Source organism: Streptomyces sp. NPDC028722, assembly GCF_040637655.1.
GTDB lineage: Bacteria > Actinomycetota > Actinomycetes > Streptomycetales > Streptomycetaceae > Streptomyces.
In genome coordinates this window covers 406,976-426,172 of the sequence record NZ_JBEZWU010000003.1, presented here as the reverse complement: position 1 = coordinate 426,172, position 19,197 = coordinate 406,976, and the positions used below count along the sequence as shown (strand labels likewise).

At 72.8% G+C, this 19,197-nt stretch carries 17 protein-coding genes and 2 pseudogenes; 8 read left to right on the top strand and 11 right to left on the bottom strand.

The genetic code is table 11. The annotated features are described in order from the left end of the window. Nucleotides 1-33: 33 nt before the first annotated feature. Nucleotides 34-327: a hypothetical protein gene (locus AB0F03_RS07240; protein WP_361987366.1), complete on the bottom strand. Its 294-nt coding sequence runs from the start codon at nucleotides 325-327 to the stop codon at nucleotides 34-36. A gap of 174 nt (nucleotides 328-501) precedes the next feature. Here AB0F03_RS07240 and AB0F03_RS07235 point away from each other — a divergent pair, with 174 nt between their 5' ends. From AB0F03_RS07235 to AB0F03_RS07225, 3 genes are all read left to right on the top strand, one after another. Further along, on the top strand, nucleotides 502-975 hold the full coding sequence (locus tag AB0F03_RS07235; protein WP_361987364.1) for a helix-turn-helix transcriptional regulator: 474 nt from the start codon (nucleotides 502-504) through the stop codon (nucleotides 973-975). 82 nt (nucleotides 976-1,057) lie between these two features. Then, nucleotides 1,058-1,720 carry a hypothetical protein gene (locus AB0F03_RS07230; protein ID WP_361987362.1) on the top strand — a complete coding sequence of 221 codons (663 nt, stop codon included), beginning with the start codon at nucleotides 1,058-1,060 and terminating at the stop codon, nucleotides 1,718-1,720. 108 nt (nucleotides 1,721-1,828) lie between these two features. Continuing rightward, complete coding sequence (locus AB0F03_RS07225; protein ID WP_356944518.1) at nucleotides 1,829-2,179, top strand: DUF2516 family protein; 351 nt, start codon at nucleotides 1,829-1,831, stop codon at nucleotides 2,177-2,179. A 196-nt stretch (nucleotides 2,180-2,375) separates the two neighbouring features. Here the strand turns inward: AB0F03_RS07225 and AB0F03_RS07220 are convergent, their stop codons facing one another. The 3 genes from AB0F03_RS07220 to AB0F03_RS07210 all read right to left on the bottom strand — a co-directional run bounded on the left by AB0F03_RS07220 (nucleotide 2,376) and on the right by AB0F03_RS07210 (nucleotide 6,018). Then, nucleotides 2,376-3,677 carry a fused response regulator/phosphatase gene (locus tag AB0F03_RS07220; RefSeq protein ID WP_361987360.1) on the bottom strand — a complete coding sequence of 434 codons (1,302 nt, stop codon included), beginning with the start codon at nucleotides 3,675-3,677 and terminating at the stop codon, nucleotides 2,376-2,378. A 283-nt stretch (nucleotides 3,678-3,960) separates the two neighbouring features. Continuing rightward, nucleotides 3,961-5,070 (bottom strand): NlpC/P60 family protein, encoded by a 1,110-nt coding sequence (locus AB0F03_RS07215; protein WP_361987358.1) that lies wholly within the window; start codon nucleotides 5,068-5,070, stop codon nucleotides 3,961-3,963. Nucleotides 5,071-5,280: 210 nt separating this feature from the next. Further along, complete coding sequence (locus tag AB0F03_RS07210; RefSeq protein WP_361987525.1) at nucleotides 5,281-6,018, bottom strand: class I SAM-dependent methyltransferase; 738 nt, start codon at nucleotides 6,016-6,018, stop codon at nucleotides 5,281-5,283. Nucleotides 6,019-6,372: 354 nt separating this feature from the next. Between AB0F03_RS07210 and mshA the strand changes: the two genes are divergently transcribed. Continuing rightward, entirely contained in the window at nucleotides 6,373-7,710 is a 1,338-nt protein-coding gene (mshA, locus tag AB0F03_RS07205; RefSeq protein ID WP_361987356.1) for a D-inositol-3-phosphate glycosyltransferase, read from the top strand. Beyond that, nucleotides 7,703-8,203 carry a YbjN domain-containing protein gene (locus tag AB0F03_RS07200; RefSeq protein ID WP_361987354.1) on the top strand — a complete coding sequence of 167 codons (501 nt, stop codon included), beginning with the start codon at nucleotides 7,703-7,705 and terminating at the stop codon, nucleotides 8,201-8,203. Before mshA ends, AB0F03_RS07200 begins: the two co-directional genes overlap by 8 nt. Nucleotides 8,204-8,221: 18 nt before the next feature. Here the strand turns inward: AB0F03_RS07200 and AB0F03_RS07195 are convergent, their stop codons facing one another. Then, nucleotides 8,222-8,767 (bottom strand): hypothetical protein, encoded by a 546-nt coding sequence (locus AB0F03_RS07195; RefSeq protein ID WP_361987352.1) that lies wholly within the window; start codon nucleotides 8,765-8,767, stop codon nucleotides 8,222-8,224. A gap of 161 nt (nucleotides 8,768-8,928) precedes the next feature. On the opposite strand from AB0F03_RS07195, the gene AB0F03_RS07190 reads away from it, so the two are divergent. Beyond that, on the top strand, nucleotides 8,929-10,578 hold the full coding sequence (locus AB0F03_RS07190) for a glycosyl hydrolase family 28-related protein (RefSeq protein ID WP_361987350.1): 1,650 nt from the start codon (nucleotides 8,929-8,931) through the stop codon (nucleotides 10,576-10,578). Here the strand turns inward: AB0F03_RS07190 and AB0F03_RS07185 are convergent. Beyond that, nucleotides 10,560-11,354, bottom strand: a complete 795-nt coding sequence (locus AB0F03_RS07185; RefSeq protein ID WP_361987348.1) for an AraC family transcriptional regulator — start codon at nucleotides 11,352-11,354, stop codon at nucleotides 10,560-10,562. The genes AB0F03_RS07190 and AB0F03_RS07185 overlap by 19 nt on opposite strands. A 73-nt stretch (nucleotides 11,355-11,427) precedes the next feature. Between AB0F03_RS07185 and AB0F03_RS07180 the strand changes: the two are divergent. Next, nucleotides 11,428-11,640: pseudogene (locus AB0F03_RS07180) on the top strand (DUF2000 family protein); the annotation flags it as partial. Between the two features lie 14 nt (nucleotides 11,641-11,654). Here AB0F03_RS07180 and AB0F03_RS07175 read toward each other — a convergent pair. From AB0F03_RS07175 to AB0F03_RS07160, 4 genes and pseudogenes are all read right to left on the bottom strand, one after another. Continuing rightward, complete coding sequence (locus AB0F03_RS07175; RefSeq protein WP_361987346.1) at nucleotides 11,655-12,128, bottom strand: carboxymuconolactone decarboxylase family protein; 474 nt, start codon at nucleotides 12,126-12,128, stop codon at nucleotides 11,655-11,657. Between the two features lie 110 nt (nucleotides 12,129-12,238). Continuing rightward, a pseudogene (locus AB0F03_RS07170) lies at nucleotides 12,239-13,494 on the bottom strand (MFS transporter). Between the two features lie 150 nt (nucleotides 13,495-13,644). Further along, nucleotides 13,645-15,636: a stealth family protein gene (locus tag AB0F03_RS07165; protein ID WP_361987344.1), complete on the bottom strand. Its 1,992-nt coding sequence runs from the start codon at nucleotides 15,634-15,636 to the stop codon at nucleotides 13,645-13,647. A gap of 12 nt (nucleotides 15,637-15,648) precedes the next feature. Continuing rightward, entirely contained in the window at nucleotides 15,649-17,445 is a 1,797-nt protein-coding gene (locus AB0F03_RS07160; protein ID WP_361987342.1) for a stealth family protein, read from the bottom strand. Nucleotides 17,446-17,638: 193 nt separating this feature from the next. Here AB0F03_RS07160 and AB0F03_RS07155 point away from each other — a divergent pair, with 193 nt between their 5' ends. After that, complete coding sequence (locus AB0F03_RS07155) at nucleotides 17,639-18,400, top strand: phosphoglyceromutase (protein WP_361987340.1); 762 nt, start codon at nucleotides 17,639-17,641, stop codon at nucleotides 18,398-18,400. Nucleotides 18,401-18,571: 171 nt separating this feature from the next. On the opposite strand, the gene AB0F03_RS07150 is transcribed toward AB0F03_RS07155, so the two are convergent. Beyond that, the gene (locus tag AB0F03_RS07150) at nucleotides 18,572-19,066 is read right to left on the bottom strand and encodes a hypothetical protein (protein WP_361987338.1); all 495 of its coding nucleotides are present in this window, start codon (nucleotides 19,064-19,066) and stop codon (nucleotides 18,572-18,574) included. Nucleotides 19,067-19,197 lie beyond the last annotated feature (131 nt).

Here is a 19,197-nt window from a genome sequence, read left to right as displayed (position 1 = left end):
TCGTCTCTCCGTCCGTCGGGCCGCCCCGACACGCTAACGGCGCCCCTCCCCCCGCCGCTTCTCGATTCCTGACCGATCGGGAGCGGCCCACGTGGGGGCGGCGGCGACCAGCACGCGTGTACGTGCGCGGCGACCGGCTGCGCGCGAGTCCGATCTCGACGCCTCCGCCCCGATCAGCAGAGCCACACCGGAGACGACCAGCAGCAGCACGGGTACGCCGAACAGCCGGCCGAGGGGAGCGGCGGCGGCACAGACAGCGGCGAGCACCACCTTGAAGACACCGTCGGCGATGACCCCGATCATCCGGTGCGTCACCGGCGGTGCCACGACCTCATGAGCGTTCCTCCCCAACTGTCCCGACCCGCTACCAGCGGCCCCAACAGCGTGATCAGCCGGTTCTCCTGCGACCGGACGGACGCGGCGAGCCGCTGCCGGCCGACACGGAACACTTTTGCAAGCAGGTGCTTGCAAAAGTTAGCGCGGGTGGGGCAAGGTGGAGGCATGGCATCGCTGAACGTCGGCAACCTCGGTGAGTACCTGCGCGAACAGCGGCGGAACGCCCAGCTGTCGCTGCGGCAGCTCGCCGACGCCGCCGGGGTGTCCAATCCGTACCTGAGCCAGATCGAGCGCGGGTTGCGCAAGCCCAGCGCGGAGGTGCTCCAGCAGGTCGCCAAGGCTCTGCGCATCTCCGCCGAGACGCTCTACGTCCGCGCCGGCATCCTCGACGCCGAGCGGGACGGGGAGGAACGCCTGCGGGAAGGCGCGACCCGCGCCGTCATCCTCGCCGACCCCTCGCTCGACGAGCGGCAGAAGCAGGTGCTGCTCCAGATCTACGAATCCTTCCGCAAGGAGAACGGATTCGGGGGCGGCCGGCCCGCCGGGGACGAGGAGACCGGCTCGGGCGCCTACGCGACCGGCGCGGGCGATGCCACCGGAAGTGACACAGACGCCGGTCCACGGCGGACGGCCGGGTAACGCCGGACCAGGGCTCCGGACGCCCGCCGCGGACCACACCAACCCAGTCGAACGCGAATCCGATCCGGGAGGACCCTTCACCATGGCCATCACCGACGACCTGCGCAAGACCCTCAGCGACCCCACTCCGCTCTACTTCGCCGCCGGTACCGCCGACCTGGCGCTCCAGCAGGCCAAGAAGGTGCCGGCCCTGGTCGAGCAGCTGCGCGCCGAGGCACCGGCCCGCATCGACGCCGTGCGCAACACCGACCCGAAGGCCGTGCAGGAGAGGGCCGCCGCCCGCGCCAAGGAGGCGCAGGAGACCTTGCAGACCCGGGTCAACGAGTTCATCGGTTCCATCGACGTGAAGAAGTTCGGCGAGACCGCCCAGGACCTCGCGCTGCGCGGTGTCGGCGTCGCCGCCGAGTACGCCGTCAAGGCCCGCGAGACGTACGAGAAGGTCGCCGAGCACGGCGAGCAGGCCGTGAAGACCTGGCGCGGCGAGGCCGCCGAGGAGATCGAGGAACTGGCGATCGCCGTCGAGGGCAAGGCCGAGCCGGGCGACATCAGCGTCGACGAGCCCAAGCCGGCGGCCGGGCCGACCGTCGCCCCCGCGCCGGTGGTCACGCCGGCCGAGACGGTGACCACGCCGGCCCCGGCCGGGACGACCGCCCTGTCCGCCGAGGACCAGTCGGCGGCGCGGAAGGCTCCGGCCGCCCGCAAGACCGGCACCACCACGAAGAAGGCCACCCCGCCGGCCAAGTGACCACGGCCGGCGTGGCGCGTCCGGGCCGGGCACCTGTGGGGTGTCCGGCCCGTTCTCTGGGTACGGTGGCGGCGTAGCAGGATCGGGAAATCAACGGGCGGTGGGCGCATGCTGATGTTGGGCTTCGCGGGATTCATGGGCATCTTGAAGATCGTCCTGATGGCCCTGGCCGCGTTCGGGCTGTTCGACGCGGCGTTCCGGCGCGAGGACGCCTTCCGCGCGGCCGACAAGCAGAACAAGGTCTTCTGGCTGATCATCCTCGGCATCGCGCTGGTGGTCAGCTACCTGTTCACGATCCTGTCCATCCTGCCGATCGCCGGCGCCGTCGCCGCCATCGTGTACCTGGTGGACGTGCGCCCCGCCCTCCAGCAGGTCGGCGGCGGTGGCCGCGGCTGGGGCCGCCGTGGCGGCGGCAGCAGCAGCGACGGCCCGTACGGGCCGTACAACGGCGGCCGGTAGCGAGCGGACGGCGCGGCCCTCGCAGGGGCGGCGGGGCCCGGCCGGCTTCCGCCGCGCCGGGCCCCTCGTCGTCCGCCGGGCGTGCGTGGAGCGCCGCGCGGCACCCGCGCCGGGGCACGCTGCGACCGGTCCGCCGGGGCCCCGGGCCCCTACGGACGGCTCGGCGGCGCCTGCGCGGCGCCGAGCGGGACTTCCGTCAGGTGGTGCGGTCCAGCAGGACCACCGCGACGTCGTCGGTCAGCTCGCCCCCGTTGAGGTCGCGGACCTCGCTGACCGCGGCCCGCAGCAGTTCCTCACCCCGCAGCCCCTCGGTGAGCTGGCGGCGGATCATCTCCACCATGCCGTCCTGCCCGAGACGGTCCCCGTCCGCGCCGACCCGGCCCTCGATCAGGCCGTCGGTGTAGAGCATCAGGCTCCACTCGGCGCCCAGCTCCACCTGCGTCCGCGGCCAGCGGGCGCCGGGGAGCAGTCCGAGGGCGGGGCCGTTGTTCTCGTACGGCAGCAGCCGGGCCGGCCGGCCGGGGCGGGCGATCAGCGGGGCCGGATGTCCGGCCAGGCACAGGCCCGCACGGCGGCCGTCGGGGGCGATGTCCACCGTGCACAGCGTCGCGAAGATCTCCTCGTCGGAGCGCTCGTGCTCCAGCACCTGCTGGAGGGTGTTCAGCAGCTCGTCCCCGCACAGCCCGGCCAGGGTCAGCGCCCGCCAGGCGATGCGCAGCTCCACACCGAGCGCGGCCTCGTCCGGGCCGTGCCCGCAGACGTCGCCGATCATGGCGTGGACGGTGCCGTCGGGGGTGCGGACGGCGTCGTAGAAGTCGCCGCCGAGCAGGGCCCGGGAGCGGCCGGGGCGGTAGCGGGCGGTGAAGCGCAGCCCGGAGCCGTCCAGCAGCGGGGTCGGCAGCAGGCCGCGTTCCAGGCGGCGGTTCTCCTGGGCGCGCAGCTTGCCCTCGGCGAGCCGCCGCTCGGCGGTGTCGGACCGTTTCCGCTCCACCGCGTACCGGATGGCGCGGCTGAGCAGCCGGCCGTCCAGCTCGTCCCGGAACAGGTAGTCCTGGGCGCCGACGCGCACGGCCTCGGCGCCGCGCTCGGCGTCGCCGGAGGCGGTCAGCGCGAGTACGGCGTGCCGGGGCGCGAGCTGGAGGACGTGCCGCAGCACGGCCAGCTCGTCGTCGGTGTCGCTGCCGCCCGGCGCCGGGAGCGCCAGGTCCAGCAGGATGCAGTGGACGTCGTCGGTGAGCAGCCGTCCGGCCTCGGTGAGGTTGCGGGCGGTGCGGACGCGGATCGGCTTGCCGGCCGGGTCCAGCAGGTCGGGCACGATCGGCATACCGGCCGGATCGTCCTCGATCAGCAGCAGGGTGAGAGTGGTGCCGGTGCTGTGCACGGGCGCGGCGTCGCGGTGGGCCTCTTCCTTGAGGGGGCCGCCGACTGTGCGGGCGGCCGGCGCCTGACCACTCTCCACGGCCGGGATCGCTCTCTGCCGCGGTACGGGTACGGGCATCGTCCTGGGTTCCTTCCCTCCCCCCGAGGGCACGGCGGCGTCGAGGGTCTCGACCCACCGACGGGTGACCCTAGCGGCTGCGACCGCCCCGGCGGAATGGTGTGAGCCGCGTCGCTCTGCCGCCCGCCGCTGTCATATGCCGCGTTCCGTACCGCAGTTGGACACCGCCGCGGCGGGCGGGGGATGACGAAGCTCACGTCCTGTACCGGTTTGGGCGGGGGTTGGGCGTGCGGTGGGTCACATGACGTACTTCACCGGGCAGATGACCCGCGCGCGGGGCCCGTCACGCGTCCGGCCGGCCGTGCGACGGGTCCGTGGCGTTCGGCCGTACGACCCCGAGGATCGGCATCGAGCCGGCGCCCGCGACCGTCACCGTGCGCCCGGGACGCGGGGCGTGGATGATCCTTCCGTCGCCGATGTACATCGCGACATGGCTGGCGTCGTCGAAGTAGATGATGAGGTCACCGGGGCGCATGTCCCCGACGTCGACGTGCGGGAGCTGTCTCCACTGCTCCTGCGAGGTCCGCGGGACGGGGTGCCCGGCCGCCGCCCAGGCCTGGGAGGTCAGGCCCGAGCAGTCGAAGGAGTCCGGTCCCTCGGCGCCCCACACGTACGGCTTGCCGAGCTGGGCGGTGGCGTACCGCACGGCCTCGCCGCCCTGGACGGAGGTTCTGCCGTCGGCCCGGTCGAGGACGCCGGTGTCCAGCCATGCCGTCTGCGCCTTGGCGGCGGCCTCCCGCTCCAGCTGGGCGAGCCGCTCCTTCTCCTTCTTCTCCAGCCGGGACTGGAGCTTCTCGGCCGTGTCGATCTGCCTGCGGATCTTCCGCTGGGCGGCGGCCCGGGTCTTGCGGTCGGCCTCCAGCTCCTTCCAGCGGGCGGCGGCGTCGTCGGCGTACTCCTGCAAGTCCTGCTGGGCGCGGGCCACTTCGGAGATCAGCGTCTTCGTCGCCCGCTGGCCCTGGAGCACCCGGCCGGCGCCGTCCAGGAACCGGCCCGGGTCGTCGCTGAGCAGGAACTGTGCCGTGGGTGACAGGCCGCCGGTGCGGTACTGGTCCCGGGCCGCCGCGCCGGCCCGGTCCTTCAGCTCCGCCAGCCGCTGCCGCCCCTGGGTGATCTTCTTCGTCAGGGCGGCGATCTCGGCGGACTGCTTCTTCGCCTTCTCCTCGGCGCCGTTGTAGGCGTCGGTGGCGACGGCCGCGTCGTGGTAGAGCCGGTCGAGCTTCTCGCGGACCTCTTCGAGGTCCTTGCCGGGCGGGGGAGCCGCTGTCGGCGTGGGGGCCGGGACGGGGAGGGGGGCGGGGGCCGCGAACGCCGTGCCGGGTGCCGCGAGAACGGTCACCGCGCAGATCACGGTCAGGGCGGCGGTGAGCAGGCCGCGCTTGCCCGTACCCATACCTGGTCCCCCCAGCTGATTTACCGTCAGTAACTTAGGCCGTCCGGGGGATCGTGCCACGGTCGGGCGCAAAACGACAGAGGTCGTCCGGAGCCGGATGCCCCCGGCCCGGGCCCGCCCCGCTCACGCCCCCCGCGTCCCCGCCCGTACGGCGATCCCTCCGCGATGTGACGAACGGCGCGGGGAAGCCGTTCCCTCGGCCGGTGCCGCTCAGCCGACCGGCGCCAACGCCCCCCAGGACACGGTTACTTCGCCCTGCCGCCGACGGGCCGGCCCGTCCATCACGGGCCAGTCCACCGCCAGGTCCCGCACCGCGCGCAGCCAGCGCTGTCGGGCGCCGTAGGAGGCGTAGGGCGCGGCGGCGGCCCAGGCGCGGTCGAAGTCGCGCAGGAAGGCGTGCACCGGCTCGCCGGGGACGTTGCGGTGGATCAGTGCTTTCGGGAGGCGTTCGGCGAGGTCGGAGGGGCGGTCCAGGGAGCCCAGCCGGGTGGCGAAGGTGACGGTGCGGGGGCCCTCGGGACCGAGTGCCACCCACACGTGCCGCCGGCCGATCTCGTCGCAGGTCCCCTCGACGAGCAGCCCGCCGCGCGAGCCGCCGCCCGCCGGGGCCAGCCGGGCGCACAGCCGCTCCCACACCGCGGCGACCTGGCCCTCGTCGTACTGCCGCAGCACGTTCGCGGCCCGGATCAGCACCGGACGCCCGGGCACGGGGATCTCGAAGCCGCCGTGCCGGAAGGTCAGCCCCTCCCGCTCGTACGGCTCGGCCGCCGCCACCCGCGCGGGTTCGATCTCGACGCCGACCACGCGGGCACGGGGCGCTACGGTGCGCAGCCGGCCGAGCAGCTCGACGGCGGTCCAGGGTGCCGCGCCGTAGCCGAGGTCGATCGCCACGGGATCCGCGGCGCGCCGCAGCTCGGCGCCGTGCACGGCCGCGATCCAGCGGTCCATGCGGCGCAGCCGGTTGGGGTTGGTCGTCCCGCGCGTCACCGTTCCCACGACGGGGGTCCCACCGGTCGAGCGAAGCCGGGAGTGGGGGAGGGTCGTCGCGCGGGCTGCCATGCCTACGAGGGTAAGCGGGCTGCCATGCCTACGAGAGTAAGAGGACGGCGCCCCGGACCCGGTTGCGGCGAGGGGCGCGGAGCCCCGTCCCCACCCACCGATCTCGAACAGTTGATCCCCTTCAGGTAATGATTCGGCAAACCCGCTTGATCGGGAAATGGCCGGGCACCCGCCGCTGTTCCACTCCGTGGAGGGCGACGGCGGTCCTCCGGCAGGCATGCCCGCAGCGAGGAGGAACGCCACGTGAGCCAGTACGTCAGCAGGCTCGGGCGACGCTCCCCGTCGGCCGCCACCCGGCTCCGGCTGCACCGGCGCCCCCGCCGCGTCGCCATGCTCTCCGTGCACACCTCCCCCCTCCACCAGCCCGGCACCGGCGACGCCGGCGGCATGAACGTCTACATCGTGGAGCTGGCCCAGCGGCTCGCCGCGATCAACATCGAGGTCGAGATCTTCACCCGGGCCACGGCCGGCGGCCTGCCCGCCGCCGTCGAACTGGCCCCCGGCGTCCTGGTCCGGCACGTCGACGCGGGCCCCTACGAGGGCCTCGCCAAGGAGGATCTCCCGGCCCAGCTGTGCGCCTTCACTCACGGCGTGATGCAGGCGTGGGCCGGCCACCGCCCGGGCTACTACGACCTCGTCCACTCCCACTACTGGCTCTCCGGCCACGTCGGCTGGCTCGCCGCCCAGCGCTGGGGCGTTCCCCTGGTGCACGCCATGCACACCATGGCCAAGGTCAAGAACGCCAGCCTGGCCGACGGCGACACCCCCGAGCCCGCCGCCCGGGTCATCGGCGAGACGCAGATCGTGGCCGCCGCTGACCGGCTCGTCGCCAACACCGAGGAGGAGGCCGGCGAGCTGCTGCGGCACTACGCGGCCGACCCTGCCAAGGTCGCCGTGGTCCACCCCGGGGTGAACCTGGAGCGCTTCCGCGCCGCCGACGGCCGGGCCGCCGCCCGCGCCCGCCTCGGCCTGCCCCCGGATGCGCTGATCCCGCTCTTCGCCGGCCGCATACAGCCCCTGAAGGCGCCGGACATCCTGCTGCGCGCCGTGGCCGTCCTGCTGGAGGAGCGTCCGGAGCTGCGCTCACGCATCCTCGTCCCGGTCGTCGGCGGCCCCAGCGGCAGCGGGCTCGCCAGGCCGGAGGGCCTGCACAAGCTCGCCGCCCGGCTGGGCATCGCGGACGTCGTACGGTTCGTCCCGCCGGTCGGGCAGGAGCGGCTGGCGGACTGGTTCCGGGCCGCGTCCGTCCTCGTCATGCCGTCCTACAGCGAGTCCTTCGGCCTGGTCGCCATCGAGGCGCAGGCGGCCGCGACCCCGGTGATCGCGGCCTCGGTCGGCGGTCTGCCCGTGGCCGTGCGCGACGGCGAGACCGGGTTCCTCGTCCAGGGCCACAACCCGGCCGACTACGCGCGCGTGCTGCGCCGGTTCGCCGACGAGCCGTCCCTGACCCCGCGCCTGGGCGAGGCCGCCGCCCGGCACGCCCAGTCCTTCGGCTGGGACACGGCGGCCGCCGCCACCGCTGACGTCTACACGGCCGCGATCCAGTCCCACCGCCGTCGCGTACGCTCGCACCATGGGTGATGTCGAGAAGGCCGGACAGGTTCTGGAGGCCGTCTTCAAGGACGCCGGACTGGAGTGGGAGAACCCGGAGCCGGGGAACTACGTCGTCACACTCCCCGGCAGCCGCAAGCTCTCCACGACGGTCGCCTTCCTCGTCGGCCGCCACTCCCTCTCCCTCAACGCCTTCGTCATCCGCCACCCCGACGAGAACGAGCCGGCCGTGCACCGCTGGCTCCTGGAGCGCAACCTCCGTCTGTACGGCGTGAGTTATGCCGTGGACCGCCTCGGCGACATCTACGTCACCGCGCGCCTCCCCCTCGCCTCCGTCACCCCCGACGACGTCGACCGCCTCCTCGGCCAGACGCTGGAGGCCGCCGACGGCGCCTTCAACACCCTCCTGGAGCTGGGCTTCGCCTCCTCCATCCGCAAGGAGTACGCCTGGCGGGTGTCCCGCGGCGAGTCCACGCGGAACCTGGACGCGTTCAAGCACCTGATCGACCGTCCGACGGACTGACCGAGGTCGGCCGCAGGCTCAGGACGGGTCCGGCGCGGGCGTCCCGTTCCCGCCGCTGTGGTCGAGTTCGTCGGCGAAGGCCCGCAGGGCGTCGGCCAGTTCCTTCTTGGTCGGCAGCCGGTCGACCTTCTTGTCCAGCTCCGTGATGCGCCGGTTCAGCTCGTCGAGGCCGGCCGGCCCGGTGGGCCCGCCCGATGGTGCGGGGCCGCTCGGGCTCGGGTCGGCACCCCCGTCGGCGCCCACGCTGCCGGCTCCGTCGACGAGGCCGCCGGTGCTGCCGGAGCCCGCGACGTCGCCGGCGTCCGTGCCGCCGCCGGACGCGCTCCCGGTGTCCGCGCCGGACGAGCCCCCGGTGTCCGTGTCCGGCGGGACGGTGCTCGTGACACCGTGCGCGGGGCGGGAACCGTGGTCCAAGGGTGCCGCGAGCGCCACACCGACGCCAAGGGCGGCCAAGGCGGCGGCACCCGCGACGGCGACCGAGAACCGTCCGATCGGCGGCGTGCGGATGTGGCTGGATGAGTCGCGTGGCGTCTGAGGGTCCTGTGCTTTCTGTACGTCATCCATGGCCGGAGATTAACCAGCGGTGCTCGACGGACGGGTGGCTTCCGCCCATCTCCCCGGGTCCCGTACGACCCCTTCCCCTCGAAGCCGCAGCGGTGGCATGCTCACCGCCAACGTATTCCTGAACATAGTTCATCCCTATGAACGAGAAGGAGCGGGCGGACATGACCGGCGACGCACACCTCACCAGAAGGACCCTCCTCGCCGGCGCCACCGCCGTGGCCCTGGGCGCCGCGGCCGGCACCGCCCACGCGGCCGAAGTCCCGCCGCTCTGGCACGAGTTCCGGCGCACCCCGTTCACCCACCCGCAGATCCCCTACGTCGGCCGGTCCGGCTGCCGCGCCGGAGCCACCCGCCTCCCCCGTCCCCGGGTCGTCGCCGACGTCACCGCCTTCGGCGCGGTGGCCGACGGCACCACGGACTGCGCCCCCGCGATCAACCGCGCCCTCGCCGCCGCCGCGAGGGCCGGCGGCGGCACGGTCACCGTCCCGCCCGGCACCTACCGCGTCGACGACGTCATCCGCATCGCTCACTCCGGCGTCGTCCTGCGCGGCGCGGGCAGCGGCCGGACGACCCTGTACGCGACGCGGAACCTCACCGAACTGATCGGCGTCTACGGCTCCCGCTACGGCGGCGACAAGTCCTCCTGGTCCTGGGCGGGCGGTCTCGTCTGGCTCGCCCCCGAAGCCCGTTGGCAGTCCCTGACCGCGGCCATCAGGGCCCGGGCCTGGCCCTTCGAGGGCTGGACCGGCAACACGCGCGACGAGTGGACCACCCTCACCCCCGTCGCACCGGCACGCCAGGGCTCCTGGACGGTCACGGTCGCCGACGCCCGGGCGCTGCGCCCCGGCCGGCTCGTCCTCCTCCGCCTGGCCGATGACGCCGCCCACACGCTCCTCCAGCACATGGCGGGCGGCGGCCCCGGCCCGGCGTCGTACTCCTGGGACGACAAGACGAAACTGACGTCCTACGTCCCCTACGAATGGCCCGTCCGCATCACCCGCGTCCACGGCCGCCGCGTCACCCTCGAACGCCCCCTCCCGCTGGACCTCCGCCCCGAGTGGGACCCCCGGCTGACCACACACGTCCCCGAACTGACCGGCTCCGGCGTCGAGGGCCTGACCCTGGAGGCCGTGCAGACCCCGCAGTCACCGCATCTCCTCGACAAGGGCTACAACGGCGTCGTGCTCCAGTGCGCCTACGACTGCTGGGTGGACGACGTCACCGTCCGGCACGTCGACAACGGCTTCGGCCTGGTCGCCGCCTCCGCCTGCACCCTGCGCCGCACCCGGGTCGCCGGCCGCGGCGCGCACCACCCGTACTTCTGCCGCGAGGGTTCTCACGACAACCTGATCGAGGACTTCACCATCGAGGAACGGACGGTTCCCGCACCCCCGGACACCCAACTGCACGGCATCAACGTCGAGGGCCTGTCCTCCCACAACGTCTGGTCGCGCGGCGACATGCGGATGGGCACCTTCGACAGCCACCGCGGCCTGCCCTTCGCCAACGTCCGCACCGACATCACCGTGAACAACAACGGCCGCCACGGCGGGGACGCCAGCGCCGGACCCCTGTTCGGCGCCCGCTTCACCCACTGGAACATCCGGGTCACCAACGGCCGCGCCGGCCTGGTGAGGATCGACGGTCTGGCCCCCTGGTCGGCGACCGTCGGACTGAACGAGGTCCGCGAGTTCGACCAGACCGACGTCCCCGACTTCACCGGCGACCCGCACTCCCGCCTGGAGCTGTACGGCACGACGGACGCCGTACGCCCGCGCAACCTGTACGAGGCTCAACGCGCGTTGCGGTAGCGCCCGGGCGTGACTCCGACCAGCCGCCTGAAGTGCCGGGTGAGATGGGCCTGGTCGTGGAACCCGGTCACCGGCGCGACCTCACCGGGCGCCAGCCCGTCCAGCAGCAGCCGGCGGGCCAGGCCGACCCGGCGGGACATCAGGTACTGGTGCGGGGGGATGCCGTACGCACCGCTGAACGCCCGCACCAGATGGGCCGGATGGGCGTGCAGCAGCCGCGCCGCCTCCGCCAGCGGGATGCCGTCGACGACCCGGGCGTCCAGCAACTCCCGCAGCCGGCGCGCGAGTACCGGGTCACGGTGCCGGCGTGGCTCGTCCGCCCGATGCCGCAGATGGTCCCGCAACCGCTCCCCGACGAGGGTCAGCCGGCTCTCCGCCTCCAGTTCGTCCCCGGGCCGGGCGAGAGCGGCGTGCAACTGCCCGACCCGCAGCCGCAGTACGGGATCCCGCAGGTCCGGCCCGTCGACGGCCGCACCGATGAACTCGTCCCCGAGCCGGCTGCTGTCGAGGTAGACGACCCGCTTGCGGAACCCGCCCGGCGTGGCCGGCGAACCGTTGTGCGGCACGTGCGGCGGCAGCAGTGACACGGTGTCGTGCGGGGTGCCGTGCTCCTGCCGGTCGAGGTCGTACCGTACGGCCCCGTCGTCCACGATGAGCAGCGTCCAGGCGTCGTGGACGTGCATCGGATAGGCGTACTCGGTGAAGTGGGCGTGGAAGACCTCGGTGACCCCCGGGACACGGGGGCGCCACGCGGTGACTTCCTGCCGGACGGCCATGCAAAGAACGTACAAGACGAGGGCGTACGGCGGTCGGCAGTCTCGTCCCATGAGCACTGGACCCCGCCGTGGGGAGACCCTGCGGGCGGCCCACGGCAGGGCGCTGAGCCGCGCCCTGCCCCGGGCGGTGTTCACGGCCGACCTGTTCGCCACGGGCAACGACCACGACAACCGGGCGGCGGTGCGGGCCGTGTCCACCGCCGGCCTGGATCTGGTCGGGCTGGCGGTGTACGGCCCGCGCAACGGCGTCGACAAGGTGCTGAAGGGCGCGCGCATGCACCCGTGACTCCGCTGCCGCCCTCAGCCGAACATGCCGGGCACGTAGTCACCGGCCGGCTGCCGCACGATGACGTTGACGCGGTTGTAGGCGTTGATCAGGGCGATCAGCGCGATCAGTGCGGCGAGCTGGTCCTCGTCGTAGTGCTTGGCCGCGTTCGCCCAGGCCTCGTCCGTGACGCCGCCGGCCGCGTCGGCGATCCGGGTGCCCTGCTCGGCCAGCTCCAGCGCGGCCCGCTCCGCCTCGGTGAACACCTTCGCCTCTCGCCAGACCGCGACCATGTGCAGCCGGGTGGCGCTCTCCCCGGCCGCGTCGGCGTCCTTGGTGTGCATGTCCGTGCAGAACGCGCACCCGTTGATCTGGCTGGCCCGGATCTTCACCAGCTCCTGCGTGGCGGCCGGCAACGCGGAATCCCCGATCACCCGGCCCGCCGCGTTGAAGTGCTTGAACAGCTTCCCGGCCAGCGGGTTGTCGAGAAGGTCGAGCCGAGCTTCCATGATCTGCTCCTACGTGGTCGAGGTGGCTTGCACCTCATTGACGGCCACGCCGGGCGGGATGTGACAGGGGCCAGTGTGGCGCGCGTCACATGTGCTGCGGCTCGGCTCTCTCAGGCCGTACGGACCTCCGCCTCCGTGTCGGTCCGCATGCCGCCCGGTGCCGGGCGTTCCGCCGGCAGGCGTCGCATCACCACTGCGTACCCGACCCCGGCCGCCGTGCCGACCACCGCGCACATGCCCCACAGCCACTGCGCGCCGAGGCGGTCGATGACCGTGCCGGACATGAGCGGGGCGACCAGGGCGGCGACGGACCAGGAGAGGGTGTACACGCCCTGGTAGCGGCCGCGGCCGTGGACGGGGGAGAGGCGGACGACGAGGCCGGTCTGGGTGGGGGCGTTGACGATCTCGGCCAGGGTCCATACGCACACGGTCAGCATGAAGGCGCCAACCGAACCGGCGAAGACGGTGAGCCCGAAGCCGTACCCGGCGAGCAGCGAGGAGGCGACCAGGAGGGTGCGCGGGTCGCGGTGTTCGATGAAGCGGGTGACGGGGATCTGGAGAACCACGACCAGGATGCCGTTGACGGCCAGGGCGCTGCCGTAGTCGGCGGGCGAGAACCCGGCCCGGCCCATCGCCACCGGCAGCCCGACCGACCCCTGCTGGAAGACAGGGCGACGAGGAAGGACAGCCCGACGACGGCCATGTACCGCCCGTCCCGCAGCACCGTGCGCAGGCCGACGTCCGCCGCCCCCGCCTGCCGGGCCGGGGCCGCGGGCCGGGACTCCGCCACCCGGGCGAAGACGACGATCGCGCAGGCCAGGGTCATCCCGGCCTCGATCAGGAACCCGGCGAGATAGCTGACCTCGGCGATGAACCCGGCGGCCATCGAGGAGACGGCGAAACCCAGGTTGATGGCCCAGTAGTTGAGGGAGAACGCGCGCACCCGGTCCTCGGGGCGGACGATGTCGGCCATCATCGTCTGCGCGGCCGGCCGGGAGGCGTTGGAGGCCATGCCGACGAGGAAGGCGACGCCGGCGATGGCGACCGGGCCGGTCACGAAACCGAGCAGGGCGACGGATGCGGCGGTGGCGGTCTGGGCGATGAGCATCGTGGGCCGCCTGCCGAGCCGGTCGGCCATCACCCCGCCGCCCAGCGAGGAGACGACCCCGCCGAGCCCGTGCAGGGAGGCGACGAGACCGGCGTACGAGGCGGAGTAGCCGCGGTCCAGGGTGAGGTAGAGGGCCATGAACGTGGCGACGAACCCGCCGAGCCGGTTGACGAGCGTGCTGATCCACAGCCACCAGAAGGCGCGGGGCAGCCCGGAGACGGACTCCCGGGCAGCACGTCTCAGACCGGTTGGTGACATTCGCGATCCCCCGCATGAGTAAGTGGCCCGACTGGCATGCGCACCTTACCGAAGCGGCTCACGGGAGCGCCAGCGGTTTAGGAGGAGGGAGGAGGAAGCTGCTCGGGCGTGGGGGGCGTGCCCCGCCCGGTTCGCGGGACGCGTCCGGCGTCAGTTCGCGGGGCGGACCGGACGCGCCGGCGCCGCTGCTGCCGCCCGCACCGTCGCCGCCGCTCCCGCCGCCGGGGCCTCACCGTGCGCACCGTGGGCACCTCGCGCCGTACGAGCCCCGCGACCGAGCCCCGTGCGTCCCGTACGCCCCACACGGTCCGTCCGGTCCGTACGTCCCCCGACCGCGCCGCTCCGGGTGGCCTCCCGGGGTGGTCCGACCGGACACGGCCCGCCCCGCTCCGTCCGCTCGAAGCGGCTCGGGAAGGGGAACTTCCGCTCCAGGAACGCCCCGATGGCCGCCCGGGCCGCCGCCCGGTCCGCCGGGTCGGTGTCCACGTCGTTGAGGCAGAAGAAGTCGACGTCCTCACCGGCCGCCAGGCGGGCCAGGCGGCGCCGCATGTCCGGCGTGCCCAGCTGCACGTACCGGAAGCGGTAGTCGGCCGGGACCGCCCGGCCGGTCGCGATCGCCCAGTGGTGGTGCAGCGTCGACGCCGGAGCCACGTCGGCGGTGGAACGGAACCGGGAGTACGACGTCCGCTCCAGCTCCTCGATGCCGAGCCCCTCCATCTCCCGCATGACCGACAAAAGTTGGGGGTGCGGGGTGTGCAGCGACTTCTGCGTGACGTACCGGCCGTGGAAGCGCCGGATCACCTCGCGGGCGTTCTTCCCCGCGGAGTTCGGCGCCGGCTCCAGCGGATGCGGGGCTCCGGCGCCCAGCTTCAGCGGAGACAGCGGGATGCGGGCGATGCCGTTGCCGTGGAAGAAGTGCCCCGCACCCACCGGGCGGTTGATGAAGACGTCGTCGTTGAAGTACAGGTAGTGCTCGGACAGGCCGGGTATGCGGTGCAGCCGGCTCTCGATCGCGTGCGAGTTGAAGACGGGCAGCGCGTCGGCCGGAAGGATGTCCCGGTGGTCGACGACGGTCAGGCCCGCCGCCTCCGGGTCCAGCCAGGACGGGATCTGGGCGTCGGTCACCAGGTAGACGTGCCGGACGAAACCGGCGTACATCTCCAGCGAGCGCAGCGCGTACCGCAGTTCGTCATGGCTGGTGTAACGGGACGCGCCGGTCTCGCGGGCGGCGATGGCGTTGTCGGAGAGCACCTGGTGCGCGCGGCGCTTCACGGCCATGGCCGGGTCGTCCCCGTCGACCCACGTGTACACGACGTCGACGGGGAAGCACACCTCGTCGATGCCCGGCTCGGCGAACGCCGCGAACGTCGGCACACCGCGCCGCGCCCCGGCCGTGCTCACGGTCGCGTCCAGGCCCGCGGTCACCGTCGCGGGCTGCCGTGCCGTGTCCGGCAGCACCTCGGACACGGCGTTGCGGCGCGGTGCGACCAGCGCCGGACCGAAGTCGTCGGCCAGCCTGCTGCCGGGCACGGTGAGATACCCGGGATCCCCGCCCAGCTCCCGGCCGTACCGCCAGAACTCCAGCTCGCAGCCCGTCTCCAGCCCGGTGAGCACCTGCCCGCCCGGGCCGAGGCGCACCACACCGGTACGCAGCACCGGCGCCCGCCGCAGCGCCCGGGGCAGCCGGCCGTCGGCCCACAGCACCGCGCCCGTCACGGCGCCGTCCGGCCCGACCGCACCGACGTACCTGGCCGTAGGGGCCAGGTGCCGCGCGGCCTGGGCGAGGACCGCGCCACGGTGGGACTCCTCCACCCCGATCACCTGTCGCGGCGTACCGGGTCCCTGCTCGGCGGGGACCAGGAAGTAGGGGACGCCGGCCGCCTCCAGCAGGGCGCACACCTGCTCCAGGTCGGCCGCGGCGGCGTCCGCGGCGGTGTAGGCGGCGACCGTACGCCCGTACAGCCGCGCCGGTCCGCACGTGATCCGGCGCAGCCCCGGGACATCCGCCCGCAGCCGCCGGCGGGCCGGGGCCGCGCGCAGCGCCCAGAGCCGGGCCGACAGCCACAGCCGCAGCCGCGACAGGAGGTCACGGACGGTCCGCAGCCCCCTCGGCCGCGCCGCGAAACGGTGACGGATGTCCATGGCCGCGGCCCGTCAGCTCTGCGTCTCGAAGGAGGCCGGAGCGGGGACCGGGGCAGCCGACTGCCGCGTCGCGGGGACCGAGGGGGCCGTCCGCGGTGTCGCGGGCGCCGTCTCCCGCTTCTCGAAGGGGCTGGGGAAGGGGAAGTAGTGCTCCAGGAACTCGTGCATCCGCACGCTGACCTGCTCCCGCTCCTCCGGCGGCACGTCGACGTCGTTGAGGCAGAAGAAGTCGAACCGGCGGTTGCGCCGCAGGTCGGCCAGGCGCCGCTCGGCGTCCGGGCGGCTGATGTTCACGTACCGGTAGCTGAACTTGCCGGGCACGCCGCGGCCCGTCATCAGCGCGTACTGGTAGAGCAGCGGCGCCGTCACGGCGATGTCCTGCGGCGAACGGAACCGGGACGCGGTGGTGCGGCGGATGTCCTCGGGGAACAGGTCCTCCAGCTCCTGGAGCGTCGCGCGCTGCTGCGGCAGCGGGGTGTGCATGAAGTTGTTCGTCGTCAGCCGGCCGAACGCCTCCAGCAGCAGCCGCCGTACGTTCTTGCTGGCGGAGTTGGTCGCCGTCTCCTCGGCGTGCGGCTCGCCGACGCCGATCTTGAGCGGGGAGACCGGGATCTTCATCAGGCCGCTGCCGAAGAAGAAGTGCTCGGGGGTGACCCGGCGGCCGACGAAGACGTCGTCGTTGAAGTACAGGTAGTGGTCGGACAGGCCCGGTATGTGGTGCAGCCGGGTCTCGATCGCGTGCGAGTTGAAGACGGGCAGGACGTCCGCGGGAAAGATGTCGCGGTGGTCGACGACCGTGATCCCGGGGGCGCTGTCGTCGAGCCAGTGCGGCTTCTGGCCGTCGGTCACGAGGTAGATGTGCCGCACGAAGTCGGCGTACATGGCGAGCGAGCGCAGCGAGTACTTCAGCTCGTCGTGGCTGGTGTAGCGGGAGGCGTTGGTCTCCTTGTCCAGGATCTCGGCGATGCCGTGGTCCTGGTGGCGGGCCCGCTTGGCCCGCATCGCCGGCTCCTCGCCGTCCACCCACGTGTAGACGACGTCGACGGGGAACGTCACCTGGTTCACGGTCGGCAGGGCGAGCGGGGCGAAACTCGGCAGCTCCCGGTCACCGACCCGGACGGTGACCGGCGTCTGCTCGGCGGCCGGCAGCACGTCCGTGATCCCGTTGTTCCGGGGCGTGACCAGCGACTCGGCGAAGACGCCGGCCGACGCCTGCGGCTGCACCTTGGCCAGTCGCCGGGGCCCGTCGGCGGACGCGAGCAGCTCCCCGCCGTCCTCCCAGAACTCCACGTCACAGGCCAGCTCCGGCCCGGCCAGCAGCTGCCCGGCCGGCCCGAGGTGGTTCTCCCCGATCCGTAGCACGGGCGCCGTGCGCAGCGGGGCCGGCAGCGCGCCGTCGAGGAACAGCGCGGGGTGCTTGAGCTGACCGCCCGGCAGGGGGCGGCCGATGAACACGGCCGTGTCGGCGTTCCGCGCCTCCAGGGCGGCGAGGAACCGCTCCCGGTCCACGACGTTCACGGCGACCGTGTGACGGATCCGGGACGACGACGGCACCAGGAAGTAGGAGATACCTTCCTGCTCCAGCGCCGCCACCACCAGACCGAGGTTGGAGCCGGCCGCCTCGGCCGCGCGGAACCGGTCCACGACCCGGCCGTAGAGCTGCTGGCCGCGCACGGCCACCGGGCGCAGCACCGGATCCGTGACCGCCGCCCTGCGGCGCCGCCGCATGGTACGCAGCTGCCACACCCGCTCGGCGGCCTTCCGCTCGACCCGCGGACGCATCCGCCGCGCAAAGGAACGCACGGTCACGTTCTGGACTCCTCTTCCTCGGCCCCGGCCTTCCTGACGACAACAAGACAGTCAGATATGGCGAAAGGTTGTAGAAGAATTAACCGGAACGTGCAGAAGAGGCCCGCGACGACCCCGGCCCCCGGCCTGGTGGCCCGTGCCACCCCCTCGGCGGGCGGCGCGGCCCCGAAACCCCTTAGGTAGGCTGAAGGCCATGGCCGACGCACCGTACAAGCTGATCCTCCTCCGCCACGGCGAGAGCGAGTGGAACGCGAAGAACCTGTTCACCGGCTGGGTGGACGTCAACCTCAACGAGAAGGGCGAGAAGGAGGCGGTCCGCGGCGGTGAGCTGCTCAAGGACGCCGGCCTGCTGCCCGACGTGGTCCACACGTCCCTCCAGAAGCGCGCCATCCGCACGGCCCAGCTCGCGCTGGAGGCCGCGGACCGCCACTGGATCCCCGTCCACCGCTCGTGGCGCCTGAACGAACGCCACTACGGCGCCCTCCAGGGCAAGGACAAGGCGGCCACGCTGGCCGAGTTCGGCGAGGAGCAGTTCATGCTCTGGCGCCGTTCGTACGACACCCCGCCGCCCCCGCTGTCGGACGACTCCGAGTTCTCCCAGGCCCACGACGCGCGCTACGCGACGATCCCCCCGGAGCTGCGCCCCCGCACGGAGTGCCTGAAGGACGTCGTCTCCCGCATGCTCCCCTACTGGTACGACGCCATCGTCCCCGACCTCCTGACCGGCCGCACGGTCCTGGTCGCCGCCCACGGCAACTCGCTCCGCGCCCTGGTCAAGCACCTGGACGGCATCTCCGACAGCGACATCGCGGGCCTCAACATCCCGACGGGCATCCCGCTCTCCTACGAACTGGACGCCGACTTCCACCCGATCACCCCGGGCGGCACCTACCTCGACCCCGACGCGGCGGCGGCGGCGATCGAAGCGGTCAAGAACCAGGGCAAGAAGAAGTAGGCCCGCACGATCAAGCCCCCTACCTGCGGGTTCTCCGCGAGTAGGGGGCTTGTTGCTGCTTTGGGCCGTCTCTGGGTCATCAGGTGCTGGACGGCCCCGCAGCGACCGCCGCCTTGTCCGTTACGGACGGTTACGTCGTCGCTCGATCAGTGGCCAAGCTGAAACACCTCACTAGCCAACGCCCGCCCCGGTGGAACGAATACGGTGAGACCTCCACCAACCCCAGACCGTGTGGCCCACCAGAGCGACCGCAACGGCGACAGCCGTGAACCGAACGGTGGTCCAGGTGCCCAGAACAACCTGACTCGGCCCGCGCGACTCCGTCTTCAGGCGCATGGAAGTCTCATAAAAAGCTACCAGGGGAACAAGCAGCCGGAAGAACAGGCCGCCGATGCCCGGCACCTGTGCGAGGTTCCCCAGGAGCCCAAGGGGTGCTCCGAAGAATATTGCCAGTACACCCCAGAGGGCAATTCCGGATGATCCCGCACCTGATGAATCCAGTCCACCCAGGGAGGCCAGATTTTCCTTGGTCAGGTAGTAGGTCATGACACCGATAGCCAGCCCCAGAGGCGCGAGGACAACCGATTCGGTTTTAGACCGGCGGAAATAACCCACCAGAAACGCGTAACAGGCCCACGGCCACCCACCGGTGAAGACGGCGCCCACGGCCGCACCTGGACGGCCGCCCCCATGCTCAGCGGTAGGCCCTACCAGGCCAAGCAACAATCCAAGCCCGAGTGGCACCGCGAACGACGCGACCCGGGCACCCCGAAAACTCACTGTCTCCCCTTCCGGCC